The sequence below is a fragment of the Polaribacter glomeratus genome, from assembly GCF_002954665.1.
Taxonomy (GTDB): domain Bacteria; phylum Bacteroidota; class Bacteroidia; order Flavobacteriales; family Flavobacteriaceae; genus Polaribacter; species Polaribacter glomeratus.
Genome location: NZ_MSCM01000001.1, coordinates 1,194,186 through 1,217,336 on the forward strand (window position 1 = coordinate 1,194,186; position 23,151 = coordinate 1,217,336).

At 30.8% G+C, this 23,151-nt stretch carries 18 protein-coding genes; 10 read left to right on the top strand and 8 right to left on the bottom strand.

Annotation, left to right across the window (positions count from 1 at the left end):
- Positions 1–25: 25 nt before the first annotated feature.
- Both BTO16_RS05080 and BTO16_RS05085 read right to left on the bottom strand, forming a co-directional pair.
- A complete protein-coding gene (locus tag BTO16_RS05080) occupies positions 26–874 on the bottom strand; it encodes a sulfurtransferase (RefSeq protein WP_105020551.1) in 849 nt (282 codons plus the stop codon).
- Positions 875–2,203 carry a dicarboxylate/amino acid:cation symporter gene (locus tag BTO16_RS05085; protein WP_105020552.1) on the bottom strand — a complete coding sequence of 443 codons (1,329 nt, stop codon included), beginning with the start codon at positions 2,201–2,203 and terminating at the stop codon, positions 875–877.
- Between the two features lie 122 nt (positions 2,204–2,325).
- Here BTO16_RS05085 and BTO16_RS05090 point away from each other — a divergent pair, with 122 nt between their 5' ends.
- Positions 2,326–2,964, top strand: coding sequence for a DUF937 domain-containing protein (locus tag BTO16_RS05090; protein WP_105020553.1), 639 nt, complete (start codon positions 2,326–2,328; stop codon positions 2,962–2,964).
- A gap of 75 nt (positions 2,965–3,039) precedes the next feature.
- On the opposite strand, the gene bshA is transcribed toward BTO16_RS05090, so the two are convergent.
- From bshA to dnaB, 4 genes are all read right to left on the bottom strand, one after another.
- Positions 3,040–4,173, bottom strand: coding sequence for an N-acetyl-alpha-D-glucosaminyl L-malate synthase BshA (gene bshA / locus BTO16_RS05095; RefSeq protein ID WP_105020554.1), 1,134 nt, complete (start codon positions 4,171–4,173; stop codon positions 3,040–3,042).
- A gap of 148 nt (positions 4,174–4,321) precedes the next feature.
- A complete protein-coding gene (locus tag BTO16_RS05100; protein ID WP_105020555.1) occupies positions 4,322–5,167 on the bottom strand; it encodes a transketolase in 846 nt (281 codons plus the stop codon).
- Between the two features lie 131 nt (positions 5,168–5,298).
- Positions 5,299–6,483 carry an asparagine synthetase B gene (locus tag BTO16_RS05105; protein ID WP_105020556.1) on the bottom strand — a complete coding sequence of 395 codons (1,185 nt, stop codon included), beginning with the start codon at positions 6,481–6,483 and terminating at the stop codon, positions 5,299–5,301.
- Between the two features lie 365 nt (positions 6,484–6,848).
- Positions 6,849–8,357, bottom strand: a complete 1,509-nt coding sequence (dnaB, locus tag BTO16_RS05110; protein WP_105020557.1) for a replicative DNA helicase — start codon at positions 8,355–8,357, stop codon at positions 6,849–6,851.
- Positions 8,358–8,495: 138 nt separating this feature from the next.
- On the opposite strand from dnaB, the gene BTO16_RS05115 reads away from it, so the two are divergent.
- The 3 genes from BTO16_RS05115 (at position 8,496) to BTO16_RS05125 (ending at position 13,975) form a co-directional block, all read left to right on the top strand.
- Entirely contained in the window at positions 8,496–9,572 is a 1,077-nt protein-coding gene (locus tag BTO16_RS05115) for a DUF3810 domain-containing protein (RefSeq protein ID WP_105020558.1), read from the top strand.
- A gap of 93 nt (positions 9,573–9,665) precedes the next feature.
- The gene (locus tag BTO16_RS05120; RefSeq protein WP_211298199.1) at positions 9,666–12,674 is read left to right on the top strand and encodes an amidohydrolase family protein; all 3,009 of its coding nucleotides are present in this window, start codon (positions 9,666–9,668) and stop codon (positions 12,672–12,674) included.
- A 5-nt stretch (positions 12,675–12,679) separates the two neighbouring features.
- Positions 12,680–13,975 carry an amidohydrolase family protein gene (locus BTO16_RS05125; RefSeq protein ID WP_105021514.1) on the top strand — a complete coding sequence of 432 codons (1,296 nt, stop codon included), beginning with the start codon at positions 12,680–12,682 and terminating at the stop codon, positions 13,973–13,975.
- Positions 13,976–14,064: 89 nt separating this feature from the next.
- On the opposite strand, the gene BTO16_RS05130 is transcribed toward BTO16_RS05125, so the two are convergent.
- Positions 14,065–14,433 carry a hypothetical protein gene (locus BTO16_RS05130; protein WP_105020560.1) on the bottom strand — a complete coding sequence of 123 codons (369 nt, stop codon included), beginning with the start codon at positions 14,431–14,433 and terminating at the stop codon, positions 14,065–14,067.
- Positions 14,434–14,800: 367 nt separating this feature from the next.
- Between BTO16_RS05130 and BTO16_RS05135 the strand changes: the two genes are divergently transcribed.
- The 6 genes from BTO16_RS05135 to BTO16_RS05160 all read left to right on the top strand — a co-directional run bounded on the left by BTO16_RS05135 (position 14,801) and on the right by BTO16_RS05160 (position 21,813).
- A complete protein-coding gene (locus BTO16_RS05135) occupies positions 14,801–15,598 on the top strand; it encodes a TrmH family RNA methyltransferase (protein WP_105020561.1) in 798 nt (265 codons plus the stop codon).
- Between the two features lie 3 nt (positions 15,599–15,601).
- Entirely contained in the window at positions 15,602–16,348 is a 747-nt protein-coding gene (ppgK, locus tag BTO16_RS05140) for a polyphosphate--glucose phosphotransferase (protein ID WP_105020562.1), read from the top strand.
- Positions 16,348–17,580, top strand: coding sequence for a M48 family metallopeptidase (locus BTO16_RS05145; RefSeq protein WP_105020563.1), 1,233 nt, complete (start codon positions 16,348–16,350; stop codon positions 17,578–17,580). The genes ppgK and BTO16_RS05145 overlap by 1 nt, the downstream gene beginning before the upstream one ends.
- Positions 17,581–17,753: 173 nt before the next feature.
- Positions 17,754–19,976, top strand: coding sequence for a RelA/SpoT family protein (locus BTO16_RS05150; RefSeq protein ID WP_105020564.1), 2,223 nt, complete (start codon positions 17,754–17,756; stop codon positions 19,974–19,976).
- 71 nt (positions 19,977–20,047) lie between these two features.
- Complete coding sequence (locus BTO16_RS05155; RefSeq protein ID WP_105020565.1) at positions 20,048–20,497, top strand: Fur family transcriptional regulator; 450 nt, start codon at positions 20,048–20,050, stop codon at positions 20,495–20,497.
- A 44-nt stretch (positions 20,498–20,541) separates the two neighbouring features.
- Positions 20,542–21,813: an adenylosuccinate synthase gene (locus BTO16_RS05160; RefSeq protein ID WP_105020566.1), complete on the top strand. Its 1,272-nt coding sequence runs from the start codon at positions 20,542–20,544 to the stop codon at positions 21,811–21,813.
- A gap of 83 nt (positions 21,814–21,896) precedes the next feature.
- Here the strand turns inward: BTO16_RS05160 and BTO16_RS05165 are convergent, their stop codons facing one another.
- The gene (locus BTO16_RS05165) at positions 21,897–23,150 is read right to left on the bottom strand and encodes an alginate export family protein (protein WP_105020567.1); all 1,254 of its coding nucleotides are present in this window, start codon (positions 23,148–23,150) and stop codon (positions 21,897–21,899) included.
- Position 23,151 lies beyond the last annotated feature (1 nt).

Genomic DNA, 23,151 nt, shown 5'->3' on the forward strand with positions numbered 1-23,151 from the left:
AAACCAATATTTATATTTTGTTTCATTAATTATTTTCTATAGGTAAACCGTCTGTAATTCCCCATTCTGTCCATGATCCGTCATAAACTGAGTGGTTTTTAATGCCTGCTATTTCTGCTCCTAAAGCTAAAACGGAAGCGGTAATTCCGGATCCACAAGAAAAAATGAAGTCTTTATTTTTTGGATTGATTTTATTAAAGACGGCTCTTAAATCTTCTTCTGATTTCATCAAGTTGTTCTCCACAATTTCGGAATACGGTAAACTAACAGAATTAGGAATTCGCCCTCCTTTTACATCATTTCTAGGCTCTGGTTCTGTTGCTAAAAAACGCCCTTTTGAGCGCGCATCAGCAATTAAAAAGGAATCACTTTTAATAAATGAAAGTACATCGGCAGTACATTTTATTTTTTCTGATTGATAGGTTGCTATAAAATTTCCTTTTTTAGGCGAATGGTTTATAGGTTTTTCTGTAGGATAATTTTTAGAATTCCAAGCAGGAAGTCCGCCATCTAAAACAGCAATATTTGTAAAACCCATCAATTGAAACATCCACCAAACTCTTGGTGAAGAATAAATTCCTAAATCATCATACACAACAATACAACTATCTTGGTTAATTCCTAGTTGTTGTGCTTTAACTTCAAAGGTTTTTGCTGATAAAACGGTGTTTGGAAAAGGTGCATTTTCATCCGAAAATGTTTTTTGAATATCAAAAAAGAAAGCGCCTTTTATTTGTTGTTTTTCATCCGAAGAAACCTCCTTTTTAGCGGTTACTTTAAGAATCGTAGCATCAAAAATAATAAGCTTTTGGTTGTCTAAATTTTTAAACAACCAATCAACAGAAACTACCGATTTATCGATTTTTAAAACCATTTATTTTACTTCGTCATAATTATCATCCCAGTTTTTAGGCTTTGGATTGTCATGTAATTTACCAACAGATTTTGCTACCAAAGCAGCAACTGTTGCATCTCCTGTAACATTAATTACGGTTCTACACATATCTAAAGGTCTATCAACAGCAAAAATTAAAGCCAAACCAATTGCTAACTTATCCGCAGGAAACCCTATGGATTCTAATACAATTACCAACATTACCATGCCGGCACCAGGAACGGCTGCAGAACCAATTGATGCTAATAATGCCGTTAAAACGATTGTTAATTGATCTGCAAATGTTAAATCGAAATTTAAAGCTTGCGCTATAAAAACAGCTGCAACGGCCTGGTAAAGAGAGGTTCCGTCCATATTAATAGTTGCTCCAACTGGCAACACAAAACTAGAAACTTCTTTATCTACACCAATATGCTCTTCAACTCTTTCCATAGTTACAGGCAAAGTTGCTGCACTTGAACTCGTAGAAAAGGCCAATAATTGCGCTGGACTTAATTGTTTTAAAAACCAAAGCGGGTTCTTTTTTGTAAAAATGCTTATCAAAACCATATAGAAAGTAACCATGATTAATAATCCTGCAACTACAGTTAATGCATATTTTAATAATGCTAATAATAAATCTGGATCATCTGAAGAGACCACCACATTTGATAACAATGCAAAAACGGCATAAGGAGCAGAAAGCATAATTAAATCGACCATTTTTAAAACTACCTCGTTTAAAGAATCAAAGAAATCTTTTAAAGGTTTCGATCTTTTTTCGCCAATTAACAACATAGAAATTCCTAAGAAAATAGTAAAAAATATTACTTGTAACATAGACGTATTATCGCTCATAGCCTGCAACGCATTGTCTGGAACCATATCTTCTAAAAACTGTAAAGGTCCTGTATTTTTTTGATTAGAAGCTTCTTGTAATTTAGATTGTACACCACCACTATTTGCATAGGTTTCTGTAAGTTTATTAATTGTTTCTTCGGATATTCCGTCTCCAGGTTTTACAATATTTACCAATAACAGGCCAATTGTAATGGCAATTACGGTAGTTCCTATATAAATAGAAATTGTTCTTAAACCTATATTTTTAAATTTAGAAATATCTTTTAAATCTGATATTCCTTTTACTAAAGAAGCTATAATTAAAGGAACCGCAATTAATTTTAATAGTTTTACGAAAATATTTCCAAAAGGATTAATCCAGTTAGAAACAAATACAGCACCACCATCTACACTTATCATTCCTAATCCAAAAAGGATTCCGGTTACCATTCCTATTAAAATTTTCCAATGTAATGCCATATTTTTCATGTAATCGATTTATATTGTAAATATTTTGAAAGGTAAAAAAAAAATTAAAATTGAGTGTGACTTTAGACATATATTGTGTCAAAAAAGTAGAAAACTTTTATATTAATTATTAAAAATTGAAAATGGCAGGAATTTTAGACATATTAAATAGTGATTTAGGAAAATCAATCATATCAGGAGTAGCTGGTTCTACGGATACTGATGCAACTAAAACAAGTAGTGTTTTAACAATGGCTTTACCCGTTTTAATGAAAGCTATGGAAAGAAATGCTGCAACTCCCGAAGGTGCACAAAGTTTACAAAATGCCTTAGAAAATAAACATGATGGAAGTATTTTAGATAATCTTGGTAGTTTATTTGGCGGAGGCGTTGATGAATCTGTAAAACAAGATGGTGCAGGAATTTTAAGCCATATTTTAGGAAATAAACAAAAAGGAGTTGAACAAATAATTGGTCAAAAATCTGGTTTAGATGCTGGTTCTGTTGCCAACATTTTAAAAGTTGCAGCACCTATATTAATGGGTGTTTTAGCAAAACAAAAAAAGGAACAAAATGTTACTAATTCTGGTGATTTAACAAGTCTTTTAGGTGGATTATTAGGTGGAAGTAGTAGTAAAAGCGAGCAAAATTTTCTAGAACAAATGTTAGACGCAGATGGTGACGGAAGTATTATTGATGATGTTGCAGGAATGTTTTTAGGAAGCGATAAAAAACAATCTGGTGGAATTGGCGGAATGTTGGGTGGTCTTTTTGGAAAATAAAATTAAGAATAAAGTTGGATTAATGAAGTTAAAAGAAATAAAAAAGCTCAAAATTAATAATTTTGAGCTTTTTTATTATACTTTATTTTTATAACAAGATTTATAAATATCTTCATAAACTGGTAAGATATTTTTTATAGAAAACCGTTTAGTATGATCTTTAGCATTTTGCTTAAAACGTTCTAAAGTAACATCATCCTTTAAAATAGAAATTGCATTCTTAGCCATATCGGCTACATCACCCAAATTACTTAAATAACCAGTTTCTCCATGTATATTTACTTCTGGTAAACCACCTGTATTTGTTGATATAATTGCAGTTTTTGCAGCCATTGCTTCCAAAGCTGCTAAACCAAAACTTTCTGTTTGTGAGGGTAATAAAAACACATCTGAGTAGCATAAAATTTTAGCAATTTCTGTGCTATTTCCTAAAAAAAACACTTTGTCTTTTATTCCTAATTTTTTAGCTAAAACTTCTGCTTTTTCCCTTTCTGGTCCTTCGCCAATCATCAATAATTTAGAAGGAATTTCTTTTTGAACTTCATAAAAGATTTTAATTACATCTTCCACCCTTTTTACGGGTCTAAAGTTACTAATATGCGTTAAAATTCTTTCGTTTGGTTTTGCTAAAGCATCTCTTTTGCACTCTTGCTCTTCTGCTATATTATATTTTTCTATATCAATAAAATTGTAAACAACTTTAATGTCTTTTTTAATATTAAAAAGTTGATTTGTAGTTTGCTTCAGATTATTAGAAACAGCCGTTACAACATCAGAATTATTAATACTAAACTCAACGGCAGTTTTATAGGTTGGATGGCTGCCTACAAGTGTAATATCCGTTCCATGTAGAGTAGTAACCACTTTAATATGAATTCCTTTTTCTAGTAACATTTGTTTAGCCATAAAAGCTGCATAAGCATGCGGAATTGCATAATGAACATGTAAAACTTCTAGCTGATATTTCTCAACAACTTCTACCATTTTACTAGATAATGCTAACTCATAAGGTTGGTATTGAAACAACGGATATTCTTCAATGATAACTCTGTGAAAATGTAATTTATGCGATAAAAAATCTAAACGAACTGGTTGATTATACGTAATAAAATGAACTTCATGACCATTATCAGCCAAAGCCATTCCTAATTCAGTCGCTACTACTCCACTTCCACCAAAGGTGGGATAACAAACAATTCCGATCTTCATATTTTTATTGAAAGATTATTTTTTACACTTTATCTCTTAGTTGTAAAGATAAAGGTAATCTTACAGTTTCGTTGTAAAGAAATTCACAAAAAAAACCTACAATAAAAATTGCAGGTTTATATAAAAGAATACTAAAATAAGTTTAGTATTAATAATCTCCTAAAGTTGCAGGGTTTTGAGCCAATGCATCCTCTAATTGTTCATCGCTTGGTGCTTTACCGTGCCAAGCATGTGTATGCATCATAAAATCTACGCCATTACCCATTTCTGTATATAATAAAATACAAACAGGTTTTCCTTTTCCTGTTAATGATTTTGCTTTCGCTAAACCTGCTAAAATAGCTTCAATATCATTTCCTTTTTTAACTTCTAAAACATCCCAACCAAAAGCTTCAAACTTTGCTTTGATACTTCCCATTGGTAAAACTTCATCTGTAGAACCGTCAATTTGCTTTCCGTTTAAATCGATTGTTGCAATTATATTGTCAACTTTTTTACCTGATGCATACATAATTGCTTCCCAGTTTTGACCTTCTTGCAACTCACCATCACCATGTAAAGTGTACACTAATTTAGAATCTCCATTTAATTTTTTAGCTTGTGCAGCACCTAAAGCTACAGACATTCCTTGTCCTAAAGAACCAGAAGCAATTCTTACTCCAGGTAAACCTTCATGCGTTGTTGGATGACCTTGTAAACGTGAATCTAACAGTCTAAAAGTTGCTAATTCTGATACAGGAAAAAATCCGCTATGCGCCAAAACACTGTAAAACACAGGAGAAATATGTCCGTTTGAAAGAAAAAATAAATCTTCTTTTTTACCATCCATTGTAAAATCTGTAGAATACTCCATTACTTCTTGATACAAACAAGTAATAAACTCAGCACATCCCAAAGAACCTCCTGGATGTCCAGAATTTACGGCATGTACCATTCTTAAAATATCTCTACGAACTTGTTGTGTAAAATCTTGTAATTTTTGTGTTGTCGGCATTTTGTTGTTTTATTTGATGGCAAAAGTAATTTTTTTAATAGCAACTTACAAGATTATTTATCAGCAAAAAACAGGGTTGTTAACAATTAAAATACGATTTCTTGTGAATAGGGATTCTAAATGATGAAAAATTACGTTTTCTGCTTCTTTTTCTTTGCTGCCGGAAACAAAACATTATTCAATATTAATCGATATCCTGGCGAAGTTGGATGCAAGTCTAATTCCGTTTTTGGATCACCAACTCTGTGCGTATAATCTTCTGGATCATGACCACCGTAAAACGTAAACATTCCTTTTCCTTTTGTACCATGAATATAACGTGCTTCTCTGTTGGTTCTATTTTCGCCTAAAACCAACACATTTGTTTTTACCGTTTCTCTATCAAAAGAAGTAGTTTGGCCCATAAAACCTTTTACTAAAGTGGTATGATTCTGAGTTAACATCGTTGGTACAGGATCCCATTTTGCAGAAAATTCTATCAATGAAAAATAATCTGAAGTTTTAGGAATAGTACGTTTGCTGGTCATATCAATCGAAGAAAACTCATAAGTTGTAGGGCTTCTAACCAAATCAAAATCTTTAAAAGCGAACGTTTTGTTGTAATTTATTTTTGATTGATAGTTAGGTTCTGTTGCATCACCATCAAACATTGCTTCTGCAATATCCACACCTTCAGCAGACAAAGCAATATCAAAACTATCGGTTGCAGAACACATGGCAAACATAAAACCGCCGCCAATTACATAATCTCTAATTTTTTTAGCGACTGCTAGTTTTTCTTCGGATACTTTTGCAAAACCCAATTCTTTAGCTTGTTTTTCTGATGCTAGTTTTGCTTCTATATACCAAGGTGCGGTTCTAAAAGCACCATAAAATTTACCATATTGACCCGTAAAATCTTCGTGATGTAAATGCAACCATTCATATAATAAGAGTTTATCTTCTAAAACTTCTTTGTCGTAAATTACATCAAAAGGGATTTCTGCATAGGTTAAAACCATCGTTACCGCATCATCCCAAGGCATTTTATCTTTTGGAGAGTACACTGCAATTTTTGGCGCTTTCTCTAAAGTTACCGCATCTTGATTTGACGATGGCGAAGAAATTTCTTCTAATATAATTTGTGCTTTTGTATCCGAAATTATTTGATACGAAACTCCTCTAATTTTACATTCGTTTTCTATGGCTTTGTTATTTTCTATTAAAAAAGCGCCGCCATCATAATTTAGTAACCATTTCGATTTTATGCCAGCTTCTAAAGCGTAAAAGACAATTCCGTATGCTTTTAAATGATTTTTCTGATTATTATCATTCATTGGCACGTATATAAATGATGCCCAAATTGAGTTTGATATAAATAGGAATGTAAAAATTAAAAAAACTTTTCTAATCATTTGTTTTATTTTTCTTTGTCCATTTTTTTATTTTTTCATCTAAAACATGAAAACCAAAAGCACTTTATAAAAAGCCTAAAGGCATTCCTATAATTGTTTTTATAAATTTAGTTGAATTTCTTTGATACTCTTTTTTATATCCAAAATAGAAAATAGATAGATATATTATAGAGACTAGTATGCCGAAAAAAACTTCCAACTATTTACTTTAAATTTAAAGAAAACTAAAATACACAATTACTTTAAAGCAATTGTGTATTTCTATAATTTTATAAATTCTTTAGTATTTAAAAAGGCATATCATCGTCATCATCATCACCAAAAGCATCTTTTGGTTCAATTCTGTGATCTGGAGATACATCTGCATTCATAGAAGATTGGAATTCAGAACTAAAGCTTTCTTCTAAATCAGAGAATTTTGCTAAGTGACCTGTAAATTTTAAACGGATATTATCCAAACCACCATTTCTGTGTTTTGCTACAATAAATTCACCCTGTCCTTCACATGGCGTATGCTCATCATCGTCCCATTCTGTCATTCCGTAGTATTCTGGTCTAAAAATAAACGATACAATATCTGCATCTTGCTCAATTGCTCCAGATTCACGTAAATCAGAAAGTAAAGGTCTTTTGCTTCCTCCACGCGTTTCTACAGCACGTGATAATTGAGAAAGTGCAATTACAGGAACTGCTAATTCTTTTGCCAATGCTTTTAAGTTTCTAGAAATCATAGAGATTTCTTGTTCACGGTTTCCTCCTGCTTTTCCACCTGCCGTCATTAATTGTAAATAATCAATTACAATAATTTTTACACCATGTTGCGAAACCAAACGTCTTGCTTTTGCTCGTAAATCAAAAACAGAAAGCGATGGCGTATCATCAATAAAGATAGGTGCATCAGATAATTTCTTAACTTTTACATTTAATTGTTCCCATTCGTGAGGTTCCAAATTTCCTTTTCTTAGTTTTTCTGATGTTAAACCCGTTTCCGAAGAAATCATACGCGTAATTAACTGTACAGAAGACATCTCTAAAGAAAACACAGCAACACCATGACCAAAATCAATTGCCATATTTTTTGCCATCGAAATTACAAATGCTGTTTTTCCCATACCAGGACGTGCAGCAATAATTACTAAATCGGATGGTTGCCAACCAGAAGTTAACGCATCTAATTTAGTAAAACCAGTTTCTAATCCAGACATTCCTTCTGAATTACCTATTTCTTGAATCTTTTTTAAAGCTTGTTTTACAAGTGAACCAGCATCTTCTGAACTCTTTTTTAAGTTTCCTTGTGTAACTTCAAAAAGTTTTGCCTCTGCATCGTCTAACAATTCAAAAACGTCGGTACCGTCATCATAGGCGTTTTCTATAATTTCTGATGAAATAGAAATTAATTTACGCTGAATATATTTTTGCAAAATAATTCTAGCATGGAACTCAATATGCGCAGAAGAAGCCACTTTTTGAGTTAAACGAATTAAAGCGAAATCACCACCAACAAAATCTAACTTCCCATTCTTTTTTAATAAATTTGAAACTGTTAAAAGATCTATGGGTTCAGAATTTTGAAACAATTCATAAATTGCTGCATAAATTTCTTGGTGTTTAGAATCGTAAAAGGCATCAGAACTTAAAACATCAATAACATCATCAATTCCCTTTCTATCAATCATCATTGCTCCTAAAACAGCTTCTTCTAGTTCTACTGCTTGTGGCGGAATTTTCCCTTTTTCAAGACTAATAATTCTTGATTTATCTATTTTTGTACCTACTATAGGATTCGTTTTTTCCATGGTTACAAATGTACTTTTTTAGGTTCAATGTGCTTTGTAATTAATAACTTTAATTTGTAAACATTTATTGTAAACAAAAATGTTATTATCATGTTAATAACCAGTCAACTTCTAAATTGAATCCTTATTTTTACAGCAATGAAATGGAATAAATCACATATAATTTTAGCAATATTATTGCCAATTCAACTTCTTTTAATGCAAGTTGTAACTAACAATCCTGTATTTATTGAACGGTATTATTCTAACGGAAACTATCCTTTTATTTCATCCTTTTTTAGAATTGTTTTTGGTTGGGTTCCTTTCTCTGTTGGTGATTTGCTATTGGCTTTTGGGCTGTTTATTTTAATTCGGTTTTTATTTCGTTTGATAAAAACGAGATTCAAAAATTTTATTCCTAAAATGATTCATTTTACGGCAATTTTATCGGTCGTCTATTTTTGCTTTTATCTATTCTGGGGATTAAATTATTACAGAGAACCTTTGGCTAAGAACTTGAATTATCATCAGCAAAAATATACCACAGAACAACTTCTAAAAGTTACTGAACACATTGTTGAAAAGCTAAATTACTACCATTTAGAAATTACAAAAAATGATTCTGTACTTGTCAAAAATCCTTATCAGCAAAAAGAAATGTATACTATGGCTATTGCAGGATACCAACATTTGTCTAAAGATTTTCCGCAATTAAAATACAACTATCCATCTGTAAAAAGTTCTTTAATGAGTTTGTTGCAAACCTATAACGGAACTTCTGGTTATTTAAATCCGTTAACTGGCGAAGCCCAAGTAAATGACAGAATTCCTAAAACGAGTTATCCAACAACCACCTGTCATGAAATGGCACATCAAATAGGTTTTGCAGCAGAAAATGAAGCAAATTTTGTAGGTTTTTTAGCCGCCAATTATAATAACGATGTGTATTTTAAATATGCCAGTTATAGAATGGCTTTTGTGTATTGTTTTTCAGAAATTAGAAAACGCGACACCAAAAAAGCTAAAGAACTCATACAATCTGTAAATAAAGGAGTTCTCAAAGATTTTAACGCAAGTAATGAGTTCTGGCAACAATATGAAAACCTGTTTGAACCACTTGTTAAAAAAGGATATAATGCCTACTTAAAAGCCAACAAACAAAGTAAAGGTGTGCAATCTTACAATTATGTTGTTGATTTATTTATCTCTTATTTTGAAACTTCAAAAGAGATCTAGATTTCTTAAACTTTTGTTAAATTAAAAATATTAATCATTTATAACAAAGGGTATCAATAAATTTAGGGCAATTCAAAAATAAAATCAAACTACATGAAAAAACTACTATTTTTATTTTTTTTCTTGTCGCTTTCTGTCACGAATGCACAAGATTACTTTCCTACGGATGAAGGTGTAAAAACCACCGAAAGTACCACTTTTGCATTTACAAATGCCACTATTTATGTAACACCTACAGAGGTTCTTAAAAAAGGAACTTTACTTATTAAAGACGGTAAAGTAATTAGTGCTGGTGCATCTGTAAAAATTCCGAAAGGCACAAAAACAATAGATTTAGAAGGCAAAACAATCTATCCTTCTTTTATTGATATATATGCTGATTTTGGAATTGAAAAGCCAAAAAGACAATCTGGAGGTTCTAGAGAAAGTCAATATGAGGCTGAACGTGAAGGGTATTATTGGAACGATCACATAAGACCAGAAACAAATTCTTTTGATGATTTTAAATTTGATGCTAAACAAGCAAAGAGTTTTATTGATGCTGGTTTTGGAGTTGTAAATACGCATTTACAAGACGGAATTATTCGTGGAAGCGGTTTATTGGTTGCTTTAAATCCTAATTCTACTAATGCTTACAGAATTTTGGACACAAAATCTGCACAGTATTTATCTTTTTCTAAAAGTAATAAATCGAGACAAGCCTATCCTAGTTCACTAATGGGCGCGATGGCTTTATTGCGCCAAGTGTATAATGATGCAGATTGGTATGCAAAAGGAAACATGAAAAATAAAGATTTAGCCTTAGAAGCTTTAAATAGAAATAAAAATTTAATTCAGATTTTTGAAACCGATAACGTTTTAGATGCTTTAAGAGCTGATAAAGTGGGTGATGAATTTGGAATTCAGTATACAATCGTTGGAAGCGGAGAAGAATTTGAAAGAATTGATGATATTAAATCTACGAATGCAACTTTTATAATTCCGATTAATTTTAGTGATGCGTATGATGTTTCAGATCCTCTATTAACGCAATATATTTCGTTAAGAGATATGCGTAAATGGAATCAAGAACCTTCAAATTTAAGTGTGCTTGCAAAAAATAATATAAATTTTGCATTGACAACTTACAAGTTAAAAGATGTAAAATCGTTTCATAAAAATTTGCAAAAAGCGATTAAATACGGTTTTGATAAAGAAAAAGCATTGGCTGCATTAACTACAATTCCTGCAGCTATAATCGGGAATAATTCAATAGGAAACTTAAAAACAGGAAGTTATGCTAATTTTATAATTACTTCTGGTGATGTTTTTGACGCTAAAACAACCATTTTTGAAAACTGGGTTCAAGGTGATAAAAATGTAATTAATGACATTGACATTAAAGATATTACAGGTAATTATATGTTGTATGTTAATAACATAAATTACGATTTAGCAATTACAGGAAAAGGATCAAAACAAACTGCCACTATTAAACTAGGTGATAAAAAACTAAAAGCTAAATTCTCTTATAGTGACGATTGGATTTCGATTACTTTAAATGATGACGATAACTTTACAAGAATGTTAGGTAAAGTTATTAATGATGCCAATGCAATACAGGGTGATGCTTTTGATGCAGAAGGAAAAAAATCTTCATGGTCTGCAAGTATTCAAGTTAAAAAAGAGGATGAAACAAAATCAGAAATGAAAGTAGCAGAAAAATCGAAAGAAAAAACGGACGAAGATGCCGAAGAGGATTCTGATGATAAAGAAATTTTAGTATTACCTGTTAGTTATCCTAATATTGGTTTTGGAAACTTTACACAGCCTAAAACCGAAACACTACTTATTAAAAATGTTACTGTTTGGACTAGTGAAAAAGACGGGATTTTAGAAAATACAGACGTTTTATTAAAAGACGGTAAAATTTCTAAAATAGGTAAAAACGTAAGTTCAAAAGGAGCTACAGAAATAGACGGAACGGGCAAACATTTAACTGCCGGAATTGTAGATGAACACTCTCATATTGCAGCATCATCAATCAATGAAGGTGCACAAAATTCATCCGCAGAAGTTACTATTGAGGATGTTGTAGATCCTAATGACATTAATATTTACAGAAATATTTCTGGAGGAACAACAACTTCTCAAATTTTACATGGTTCTGCAAATCCGATTGGTGGTCGCTCGGCAATCATCAAATTAAAATGGGGAGAAAATGCAGAAAATATGATCTATGATAATTCTCCTAAATTTATAAAATTTGCTTTAGGTGAAAATGTAAAACAGTCTAGAAGTTCTAACGGAACACGTTTTCCTCAAACAAGAATGGGTGTTGAACAACTATTTACAGATTATTTTACGAGAGCTCAAGAATACGAAACTCTAAAGAAAAGTGGAAAACCATATAGAAAAGATGCTGAAATGGAAACTTTGGTAGAAATTTTAAACGGCGAACGTTTTGTTTCTTGTCATTCGTATGTGCAATCAGAAATTAATATGTTAATGAAAGTTGCTGAGAAATTCAATTTTAAAATCAACACTTTTACTCACATTTTAGAGGGTTATAAAGTTGCTGATAAAATGGCAGCGCATGGCGTTGGTGGTTCAACATTTTCGGATTGGTGGGCGTATAAATACGAAGTTAACGATGCAATACCTTATAATGCAGCAATTATGCACAATGCAGGTGTTACGGTTGCCATTAATTCTGATGACAGAGAAATGTCTAGAAGGTTAAATCAAGAAGCAGCAAAAACTGTAAAATATGGTGGAATGTCTGAACTAGAAGCTTGGAAAATGGTTACTATAAATCCTGCAAAATTATTACATATCGATAACAGAGTTGGTAGTATAAAAGTGGGTAAAGACGCAGATGTTGTTTTATGGAGCGATCATCCAATGTCGATTTATGCAAAAGCGGAAAAAACAATTATTGAAGGCAAAATATTTTTTGATAGAAATGAAGACATCAAAAAACGTGAAGCAATCACACTAGAAAAAAGTAAATTAGTTACCATGATGTTAAAAGAAAAATTAAGTGGTGGAAAAACACAAGCACCTAAGAAAAAAGAAGACATCAACTTTCAATGTGATACTTTAGAAGAACTTAAAAACTAAAAATGATGAAAAAAATAATATATAGTTTGCTATTTTTCTTTTTAGTAGGAAACATCGCAGCACAGCAAACTCCAGCAGATAAACAAAGTACCGATTATGCTATTGAAGGCGCAACTGCGCATTTAGGAAACGGAAAAGTCATAGAAAATTCTTTGATTATGTTTAGCGAAGGTAAAATTGTTTTTGTAGGAAATGCAAACGTAAAAATTGCAAGAAGAGGAACGGTTATAAACGCAACTGGTAAACATGTGTATCCTGGTTTTATTGCTGCAAACGCAACCTTAGGTTTAGTAGAAATTGATGCGGTAAAAGCAAGTGATGATGAAGACGAAATAGGTGCTAACAACCCACATATTAGAAGTTTAATAGCTTATAATGCAGAAAGTAAAGTTGTAGAATCTATGAGACCAAATGGTGTTTTAATGGCGCAAATTGTACCAAGAGGCGGTACAATTTCTGGTACTTCATCCATTGTACAATTAGATGCTTGGAACTGGGAAGACGCAGCTATTAAAGTTGATGATGCAATTCATATGGATTGGCCTACAAGTTTTAAAACTGGACGATGGTGGTTGGGAGAAGATCCTGCTTTAAAAGTTGATGAAAAATATACTGAAAAAATTGACAATATAAAGCTGTATTTTTCAAATGCAAAAAATTATTTAGCAGGCGAAAAAATAAAGAAACATTTGCCTTATGAAGCTACTAAAGGTTTATTTAATGGCTCTCAAAAGTTATTTATTCATGTAAGCGGACAACGAGAAATAACGGATGCGATTACAATTGCTAAAGAACTAGGAATTGAAAATATTGTAGTAGTTCATGGTGAAGAAGCTGATAAGATTTCAGATTTGCTACTAAAAAATAACATTCCTGTAATTTTAGACAGACCTCATAGAAATCCTAATCAAGAAGACGATGCGTATGATTATACCTATACAATTGCAAAAGTTTTAACTGATAAAGGTATTTTAGTAAGTTTAGGAATGGAAGGACAAATGGAGCGTATGAATACTAGAAATTTACCTTTTTATGCAGGCACATTTGCTGCCCATGGTTTAGATAAAGAAGTTGCTTTACAGTTGCTAACATTAAACACAGCAAAGATTCTAGGAATCGATGATTTTGTTGGAACCTTAGAAGTTGGTAAAGATGCAACGTTATTTATTTCTGAAGGAGATGCTTTGGATATGAGAACAAATATTTTAACGGATGCTTTTATACAAGGAAGAAAAATTAGCTTAGAAACGCATCAAACAAAACTTTGGAAACGGTATGCCAATAAATATAAAACCAATTAGCACAGAATTTATATTAACTACATAGATTTTAAATAAAAAAGGCTCGAAATTTACGAGCCTTTTTTTATAAATTTAATTCGTAAATAAAATTAATCATTAAAAGGTTTTGTTGACCATTCCCAACCGGAAAAACTCCATTTCTTTAATTTGGCATAATTATCTAAATTTAAACCCCCTCTATTAGATGCTCCTCCAGATCTTACAAACCCAATATTTACTGTTTTTTTCTTTTTCTTACCATTAGACCAATTACTAATTACGTTATGAACTCTAACGTAAACGCTTCTTTCGTTCTGGTTAACAGCTCTAAATATTACATCATAATCACTAACTTTATAATATAAAGAAACTTCACCATCTGTTCCATGATAAGTGTATCCTGCTGTACTTTGAGAAAATATCCCAAGACTAAACAAACAAAATATTACTAGAAATAAATTAAATTTTAAACTTTTCATAAATTATGTTTTAAGATTAATAAAGTACAAATATTAAACATAATCAAAGTAATTAATATACCTACAAATAAGTAATTTGTGCTGTCTAAAATTAATCACTTTATTAAATTAGAATTTTATATTTCTAAAACAACATTTAGATAAACTTTAATTATAATAAGTTTTATATAAGTTCAAAAAAAAAGGCTCGCAATTTGCGAGCCTTAAAGCTGGACTAGTTAACAATAATAAAATCACAAACTTTTTCTGGGTTTATTTTTTTTTCTACCAATCAATAACAAAAAATTTAGCCTATTAATTATTATCTTACAAAGATTCTGATTAAATGAACATCAAACAATACCTAACATTAGGTATCTTTGTACTAATGAAAGAAATTACTAGCATTCAAAATTCTTACATAAAAAACTTGCTAAAACTGCAAGAAAAAGCTCGTGAACGAAGAAAACAAAGTTTATTTATTATTGAAGGTAAACGTGAAATATCATTGGCAATTGCTGCTAAATATCAGTTTGATTCGATTCTGTTTTATCCTGATTTGATCACAGAAAATGAAATTTTACATCTTTTTAATGAAAACATCAACAGAATTGAAATCTCAAAAGAGGTCTATCAAAAATTAGCCTACAGAGATTCTACCGAAGGGATTATTGCAGTTGCAAAAGCAAAGGATTTTTCTTTGAAAAACATCCAATTTAAAAATGCCAATCCTTTAATTTTAGTTGCAGAAAGTATTGAAAAACCTGGTAACATGGGCGCAATTTTAAGAACTGCGGATGCTGCAAATGTAGATGCCGTTTTTATTGCCGATGCTAAAAGCGATTTGTACAACTCAAATATTATACGATCTAGTGTAGGTTGTGTTTTTACAAATCAAATTGCGGTTGGAACATCCGAAGAAGTAATTACTTTTTTAAAGGAAAAAAACATCCATATATTTGCTGCAACTCTGCAAAATTCAAATGAATATCATAAAGAAAATTACACCAATTCCGCAGCGATTGTAGTTGGAACGGAAGCAACTGGTTTATCGGATATTTGGCGAGAAAATGCGACTCAAAATATAAATATACCAATGCAAGGAAAAATAGATTCTATGAATGTTTCTGTAGCTGCTGCAATTGTTGTTTTCGAAGCAAAAAGACAAAGAGATTTTAAAATATAAAAAATGAAAGTATTAGGAATAGATATTGGTGGCACAGGAATTAAAGCAGCTGTTGTTGATACAAAAACAGGAGAATTACTTTCTGAAAGACACAGAATAGATACTCCAAAACCAGCAACACCAGAAGCTGTGGCAAAAGTTGTAAAAGAAATGGTAGCTCATTTTAAATGGACAAAAGTTGTTGGCTGTAGCTTTCCTACTACAATTGTTGATGGCAAATGTATTCACACTGGTAATTTAAGTGAAAAGTGGCTTAATGTAAAAGTTGATAAATTATTTAAAAAAGAATGTAAAATTCCGTTTTATGTTAGTAATGATGCAGATTTAGCAGGAGTTGCTGAAGTAAACTTAGGCGCAGGAAAAGGAGAAAAAGGAGTTGTTATTGTAATTACAATAGGAACAGGAATTGGTTCTGGTTTATTTTATAACGGAAAGTTAATTCCTAATTTAGAAATTGGAAAAATGTTGCATTCTGATGGAAAGATTATTGAATATTTTACTGCGGATTCTGTTAGAAAAAAAGAAGGATTAACACTAAAAAATTGGGCGTTGCGTTTTGATGTTTTATTAAATTACGCGAGAGTTGTTTTCTCACCAAGTCTTATTATTTTGGGTGGTGGAATTAGCAAACGATATGATGGATTTAAAGAATATTTAACTTCGGATGTGAAAGTAAAAGTTGCTAAATTTAAAAATAATGCAGGTATTATTGGTGCTGCAATGTACGCTAGTAAAAAAGTTAAAAAATAATGCAACCTACTACGCTATTCTATATTTTTATAGCAATAATTGTTATCAGTTTTATTGTTGATAAAATTTTAGACACTTTAAATGTAAAGCATTTTGATGACAAAATTCCTGACAAACTAGCAGATGTTTATGAGGAACAAGAGTATAAAAAATCGCAAGAATATAAAAAGACAAATTCTAAATTTTCTAATTTAACATCTACATTTTCAATACTATTAACATTGGTTTTCTTTTTTGCTGACGGATTTAAATATGTAGATGATTTTGCAAGAAGCTATACAGATCAACCTATTTTGGTTGCTTTAATTTTCTTTGGTGTTATTATGTTTGGTTCGGATTTTTTAACAACGCCTTTTTCGTATTATCAAACATTTGTTATTGAAGAAAAATTTGGATTTAATAAATCTACTAAAAAAATATTTTGGCTTGATAAACTAAAAGGTTGGTTGATGAGTATTGTTTTAGGTGGTGGAATTTTATCTTTAATTATTTGGTTTTATCAATTTGCTGGAGAAAATTTTTGGATTTATGCTTGGGTTTTAGTAGCTGTTTTTTCTTTGTTGATCAACCTATTTTACGCAAAATTAATTGTTCCGTTGTTTAATAAACAAACTCCCTTAGAAGATGGCGAATTAAAATCAGCAATAGAAAAATATGCCCAAAAAGTTGGATTTACATTGAATAATATTTTTGTAATTGATGGTTCTAAAAGATCAACAAAAGCAAATGCTTATTTCTCTGGTTTTGGTTCGCAAAAGCGAATTACACTTTTTGATACTTTAATAAACGATTTAGAAACTGACGAAATTGTAGCCGTTTTAGCACACGAAGTTGGTCATTATAAAAGAAAACACATCGTTTTTAACTTAGCTTCCTCTATCCTACTCACAGGTTTTACGTTGTTTATTTTATCACTATTTATCAATTCTTCAATTTTATCAGAAGCATTAGGCATTTCCATTCCTAGTTTTCATATTGGTTTAATTGCATTCGGAATTTTGTATTCGCCGATATCAGAAATTACAGGTTTACTGATGAATTATATATCTAGAGTATTTGAATATCAGGCAGATAATTTTGCCAAAGAAACTTTTGCTGCAAAGCCTTTAATTTCATCTCTTAAAAAATTATCAAAAAATAGCTTAAGTAATTTAACGCCACATAAATCTTACGTTTTTGTGCATTATTCACATCCAACTTTGTTGGAAAGAATTGAAAATTTAGAGAAATAGTATAGCACCTAATTTTAATGGTTTACCCGCATAATTTAACTCAATTTAAAATCTATTAAAACCTAAAAAAATCTCACCTTTTTTTAATAAAATTTAGAATCTTTAATTCTTGGTTGTTCAATTTCTTATTCCTAACTTCACTTTAGATATTAAAATATTTAGTCCCTAAGTTTATGGAGTATACGGTAACTGTAGAAGAAGAAAATAAAGAAATTGCAAATCGTTACAAAGATTTGCTAAAAGGCACGTACGAAATTTTATCAAAAGAAGATAAAGAACTCATACGTAAAGCTTTTGATCTTGCTGTAGAAGCACATTCTTCTCAACGAAGAAAAACTGGCGAACCTTATATTTATCATCCTATTGCTGTTGCAAAAATTGTAGCGAAAGAAATTGGTTTGGGAGCCGTTTCTATAGCTTGTGCGTTGTTGCATGATGTCGTAGAAGATACAAAATATATCATAGAAGACATTGAAGAAATGTTTGGTAAAACCATTGCAAGGATTGTACTTGGTTTAACTAAAATATCACGTTTAAACAAAGAGCAAGACGCATCGATTCAAGCAGAGAATTTTAGAAAAATGCTTTTAACATTGCATGATGATGTTCGAGTTATTTTGATAAAAATTGCAGACAGGTTGCACAATATGCAAACGATGGATGCAATGCCACCAGATAAACAACTAAAAATTGCTTCAGAAACTTTATATATTTATGCACCTTTAGCACACAGACTGGGTTTATATAACATAAAAACAGAACTTGAAGATTTAGGTTTAAAATACACAGAACCAGAAGTTTTTGAAGAAATTATTGATAAAATAAAAGAGAGTAAAGAAGATCAAAAAAATTATTTAGAGCGTTTTACCAACACTATTAAAAGTGGTTTAGATAAAGAAAATTTTTCTTATGAAATAAAAGGTAGATTTAAATCTATTTATTCCATCCGAAGAAAAATGCGAAATCAAAACGTAACTTTTGAAGAAGTATATGACAAATATGCAATTCGTATTATTTACTACCCTTCTTCTAATGACGATAAATTTGATGCTTGGAAAATTTACACAATTGTAACCGATTATTTTAAACCAAATCCTGCTCGTTTAAGAGATTGGATTTCGCAACCAAAATCTACAGGTTATGAAGCGTTGCACATTACGGTTGTTGGGCCGGATGCAGAATGGGTAGAAGTTCAAATTCGTTCGGAAAGGATGAATGAAATTGCAGAAAAAGGATATGCAGCACATTTTAAATACAAACAAGGAGATGAAAAAGAAAGCGGTTTAGAAAATTGGTTAAATAAATTAAAGGAAACTTTAGAAAACCAAAGTTTAAATGCAGTTGATTTTGTTGAAGATTTTAAATTGAATTTATACTCAAAAGAAATTTATGTTTTTACACCAAAAGGTGAATTAAAATCGCTTCCAAAAGATGCATCTGCATTAGATTTTGCTTTTTCTATTCATACAGATGTTGGTTTAAAATGTAGAGGCGCAAAAGTAAACGGAAAATTAGTTCCGTTAAGTCATACTTTAAAAAGTGGAGATCAGATAGAAGTAATTACAAGTTCTACAAACAAACCCAACTCTAGATGGTTAGATTTTGTAATTACAGCTAGAGCAAAAACAAAAATTAGAGCTGCATTAAAAGACGACGAAAAGCAAGTAGCAGACGAAGGTAAAGCTGTTTTAATGCGTAAATTACGTCATTTAAAAATTACTTTTAACGACCAAGTTGTTAATGAATTAGTTACTTATTTTAAATTAAGAACAAGTTTCGATTTATTTTATAGACTTGGTAATGGCGCAATAGATAACTCGCAGCTAAAAGCTTTTGTGGCCCAAAGAAATGGTGCTTTTGTAAGTTTCTTAAAATCTAAATTAAGAAGAAATAGCACCCCTAAAGAGATCTTAGAAACAGCAGAAGAAGTTACAGATAAATATGACGCTTTAGTTTTTGGTAAAGAAGAGGAAAAACTAGATTATAAACTTTCTAAATGTTGCAATCCTATAGCTGGTGATAAAGTTTTTGGATTTGTGACTATTAATGATGGTATTAAAGTTCATAAAAAAAACTGTCCAAATTCTATTTCATTACAATCTAATTATGCTTACAGAATTATGCTAGCTAAATGGATTGATTCTACAAAACAAGATTTTAAAGCAATTTTGCATATAGCAGGTATCGATAATAAAGGCATTGTTAACAATGTAACTAGAATCATTTCTAATAATATGGGTGTTTTTATTAACAGTATAAATATTGCTGCGGATGAAGGTTTTTTTGACGGAAAAATATCTTTAAGTGTAAAAAATAGTACTCAATTAAACAAACTTATGAAAAAAATTGAAAAAGTAGAAGGGGTTAAAAAAATAGTACGTGTTAACAGTTTGTAGATATCATTTCTAAAAAAGGTTATTTTTATTAAGAAATAGCTGTAAATTTGTTTTTTAGTAAAAATAAAACCATGAGTAATTCTCTTGAAAATCAAGAAGTAGTTAAAAAAGTTTTTACCTCGTATTTGCAAGAGCACAAGCACAGAAAAACTCCTGAGCGTTATGCTATACTTCAAGAAATATATGATGCCAAAGAACATTTTGATATAGAGTCATTATATATTAAAATGAAAAATAAAAATTATAGGGTAAGCAGAGCTACACTTTATAACACCATAGATTTATTGCTAGATTGTAATTTGGTTAGAAAACACCAATTTGATGGGCAATCGATGGCGCGCTACGAAAAAAGTTATTTTGATAAAAACCACGATCATGTAATTTTTACAGATTCTGGTGAAGTTAAAGAGTTTTGTGATCCAAGAATTCAAGTTATCAAAAAAACAATTGAAGAAATATTTGATATTGACATTCAAAATCATTCACTTTATTTTTACGGAACTAAAAAGAAAAAAGAGTAACAAACAACTATACAACAAAGACAAACAACAAATTAACACAACTAATGGCTGTAGATTTATTACTAGGATTGCAATGGGGAGATGAAGGTAAAGGTAAAATTGTAGACGTTCTTACCAAAAATTACGACATCATTGCACGTTTTCAAGGAGGACCAAATGCTGGACATACTTTAATTTTTGACGGATTTAAACATGTTTTACACACAATTCCTTCAGGAATTTTTCATAAAACAGCTTTAAATGTTGTTGGTAACGGCGTTGTTATAGATCCTGTAATTTTTAAAAAAGAACTTGAAAATTTAGACAAACACAATATAGATTATACCAAGACATTATTAATTTCTAGAAAAGCACATTTAATTTTACCTACTCATCGATTGTTAGATGCCGCTTCAGAAACCTCAAAAGGAAAAGCTAAAATTGGTTCTACTTTAAAAGGAATTGGCCCAACTTATATGGACAAAACCGGCAGAAACGGAATGCGTGTTGGTGATTTAGAATTAGAAAACTGGAAAGAAAAATATGATGCTTTAACAGCAAAACATATTAAAATGCTTGAGTTTTTTGATGTTCAAGTTGAATATAATTTAAAAGAATTAGAAGCTGAATTTATTAAAGGAATTGACAAATTAAGAACTTTAGAATTTATTGATAGTGAAGAGTTTTTAAACCAAGCAATAAAAAACAAAAAAACAATCTTGGCAGAAGGCGCACAAGGTTCTTTATTAGATATTGATTTTGGTACCTATCCTTTTGTAACTTCGTCAAACACAACTGCAGCTGGTGCTTGTACTGGTTTAGGAGTTGCTCCAAACAGAATTGGCGATGTTTTTGGAATATTTAAAGCGTACACAACCAGAGTTGGTTCTGGACCTTTTCCTACAGAATTATTTGATAAAGATGGTGTAGAAATGGCACGAATTGGTAATGAGTTTGGCGCAACAACTGGTAGACCAAGAAGGTGTGGTTGGTTAGATTTAGTAGCTTTAAAATATGCTGTGGATGTAAACGGAGTTACACAATTAATGATGATGAAAGGTGATGTTCTTTCTGGTTTTGAAACTTTAAAAGTTTGTACTTCTTACAACTACAAAGGAAACGAGATTACGCATTTCCCTTATAACATTGAACCAGAAAATGTTTCTGTAAATTATACCGAATTTAAAGGCTGGCAAGAAGATTTAACAAAAATGACTTCTGCAGATCAATTACCAAAAAACTTACTAGACTATGTTGCTTTTATAGAAAAAGAAACAGGAGTTCCTGTAAAAATAGTTTCTGTTGGTCCAGATAGAAAACAAACAATTACTAGATAATTTTAGTATTTGATAGAATCAAAAAGCACCTTTTAAATTTTTAAAAGGTGCTTTTCTACTAAAAAAAACTAACTAAAACTATTTTATTTCGATACAAATAAAGTTGGTTTAAAAGCAACCATTACCCAAGTCCAAGAATTATTTGCAGTTCGCTCTCCTCCTTTTAAGACCTCTAAAGAACTTGTTCCATACATTTTAGAAAAACCACCATTTATATTTACGTTTTTGGCAATTTTATACCCTAAAACAAGATCAACCTCTGTTCCTAAACTATTACTCATTTTTGATCCAAAACTATAAATGTCAGCTGCGGATGAAAAAATATGAGGAATTATTTTTGCTGTAAATTTGTCTTTAGAATACCCCAAAGTAGCATTCAAATCTAACAAACCAACAGAATTTATATGATTACCAACATAAAAATAGTCCATTAAACCGTTAAATTTATGATTGGTTCCGTACAAAGGATTAAATGATTTAATTTTAGTGCTAGAATCATTCATGTCTTTACCGGACAAATACTCTACACCTAAACCAACATTAAACGCACTTGAAACTTTATAATTCAAATTTCCACCAAAATAGTTGGCATTAATTTTGACGCCAGAAATATCGCCTGTTTGAAAATAAACTGCTGCGTCAAAATACATTTTTCCATTATTATAAGTAGCTCTACTTCCTAAAGTTTGAGAATAATTTAAATCTTCTTTTAGATTTGAATTTATAAACTCAACACCGTTATTTATGGCTAAAAGGCTTAAACCTAAATTACTTATAGTTCTATGATACCAGGCGTATTGAAAAGTTTTATAGCCTGCTACATTTGTGTATAAGGAGTTTATGAGTTGTTCCGAATCATTATTTAAAGAATAACCAATATCTAGTTTTCCATTTTCTGATGTTTTTATATGTGCAATAATAGCATCAAAACTTCTTGCTTGCTGGGCCCAATCAACATTACCAAAAATTCTACTATCATCATAATCTATTTCTTGTCTTCCCATTTTTATAGAAAAATTATCAGAAAATTGATAATTTGCCCAAGCTTGATGAAAAGAATTTGCATTGTCATCAGAAGCCAAAGTACTAACATCTCCCCAAACTCTAATATTTTGCAAAGAAAAACCAAGTGTTAAATTTTCTTGTTGAAAGTTAAAATTAACTCGGCTTCTTTGAGAGATAAAACTAGCGCCTTCTTCACCATTTTTTAAAAGCGTTTTATAACCGTGTCTATTTTCAAAACGTGGTCTAATTTCTGATGATATTTCTACTTTTTGAGCAGCAATATAAAAAGTGAAAAATAAAAATCCTATTGTTAAAAAAAGTGAGTTTTTCATT

Bases quoted from the DNA above. Each gene is read 5' to 3' on its own strand.
- BTO16_RS05080 (WP_105020551.1), bottom strand. From the start codon at position 874: ATGGTTTTAAAAATCGATAAATCGGTAGTTTCTGTTGATTGGTTGTTT.
- BTO16_RS05085 (WP_105020552.1), bottom strand. From the start codon at position 2,203: ATGAAAAATATGGCATTACATTGGAAAATTTTAATAGGAATGGTAACC.
- BTO16_RS05090 (WP_105020553.1), top strand. From the start codon at position 2,326: ATGGCAGGAATTTTAGACATATTAAATAGTGATTTAGGAAAATCAATC.
- bshA (WP_105020554.1), bottom strand. From the start codon at position 4,173: ATGAAGATCGGAATTGTTTGTTATCCCACCTTTGGTGGAAGTGGAGTA.
- BTO16_RS05100 (WP_105020555.1), bottom strand. From the start codon at position 5,167: ATGCCGACAACACAAAAATTACAAGATTTTACACAACAAGTTCGTAGA.
- BTO16_RS05105 (WP_105020556.1), bottom strand. From the start codon at position 6,483: ATGAATGATAATAATCAGAAAAATCATTTAAAAGCATACGGAATTGTC.
- dnaB (WP_105020557.1), bottom strand. From the start codon at position 8,357: ATGGAAAAAACGAATCCTATAGTAGGTACAAAAATAGATAAATCAAGA.
- BTO16_RS05115 (WP_105020558.1), top strand. From the start codon at position 8,496: ATGAAATGGAATAAATCACATATAATTTTAGCAATATTATTGCCAATT.
- BTO16_RS05120 (WP_211298199.1), top strand. From the start codon at position 9,666: ATGAAAAAACTACTATTTTTATTTTTTTTCTTGTCGCTTTCTGTCACG.
- BTO16_RS05125 (WP_105021514.1), top strand. From the start codon at position 12,680: ATGAAAAAAATAATATATAGTTTGCTATTTTTCTTTTTAGTAGGAAAC.
- BTO16_RS05130 (WP_105020560.1), bottom strand. From the start codon at position 14,433: ATGAAAAGTTTAAAATTTAATTTATTTCTAGTAATATTTTGTTTGTTT.
- BTO16_RS05135 (WP_105020561.1), top strand. From the start codon at position 14,801: ATGAAAGAAATTACTAGCATTCAAAATTCTTACATAAAAAACTTGCTA.
- ppgK (WP_105020562.1), top strand. From the start codon at position 15,602: ATGAAAGTATTAGGAATAGATATTGGTGGCACAGGAATTAAAGCAGCT.
- BTO16_RS05145 (WP_105020563.1), top strand. From the start codon at position 16,348: ATGCAACCTACTACGCTATTCTATATTTTTATAGCAATAATTGTTATC.
- BTO16_RS05150 (WP_105020564.1), top strand. From the start codon at position 17,754: ATGGAGTATACGGTAACTGTAGAAGAAGAAAATAAAGAAATTGCAAAT.
- BTO16_RS05155 (WP_105020565.1), top strand. From the start codon at position 20,048: ATGAGTAATTCTCTTGAAAATCAAGAAGTAGTTAAAAAAGTTTTTACC.
- BTO16_RS05160 (WP_105020566.1), top strand. From the start codon at position 20,542: ATGGCTGTAGATTTATTACTAGGATTGCAATGGGGAGATGAAGGTAAA.
- BTO16_RS05165 (WP_105020567.1), bottom strand. From the start codon at position 23,150: ATGAAAAACTCACTTTTTTTAACAATAGGATTTTTATTTTTCACTTTT.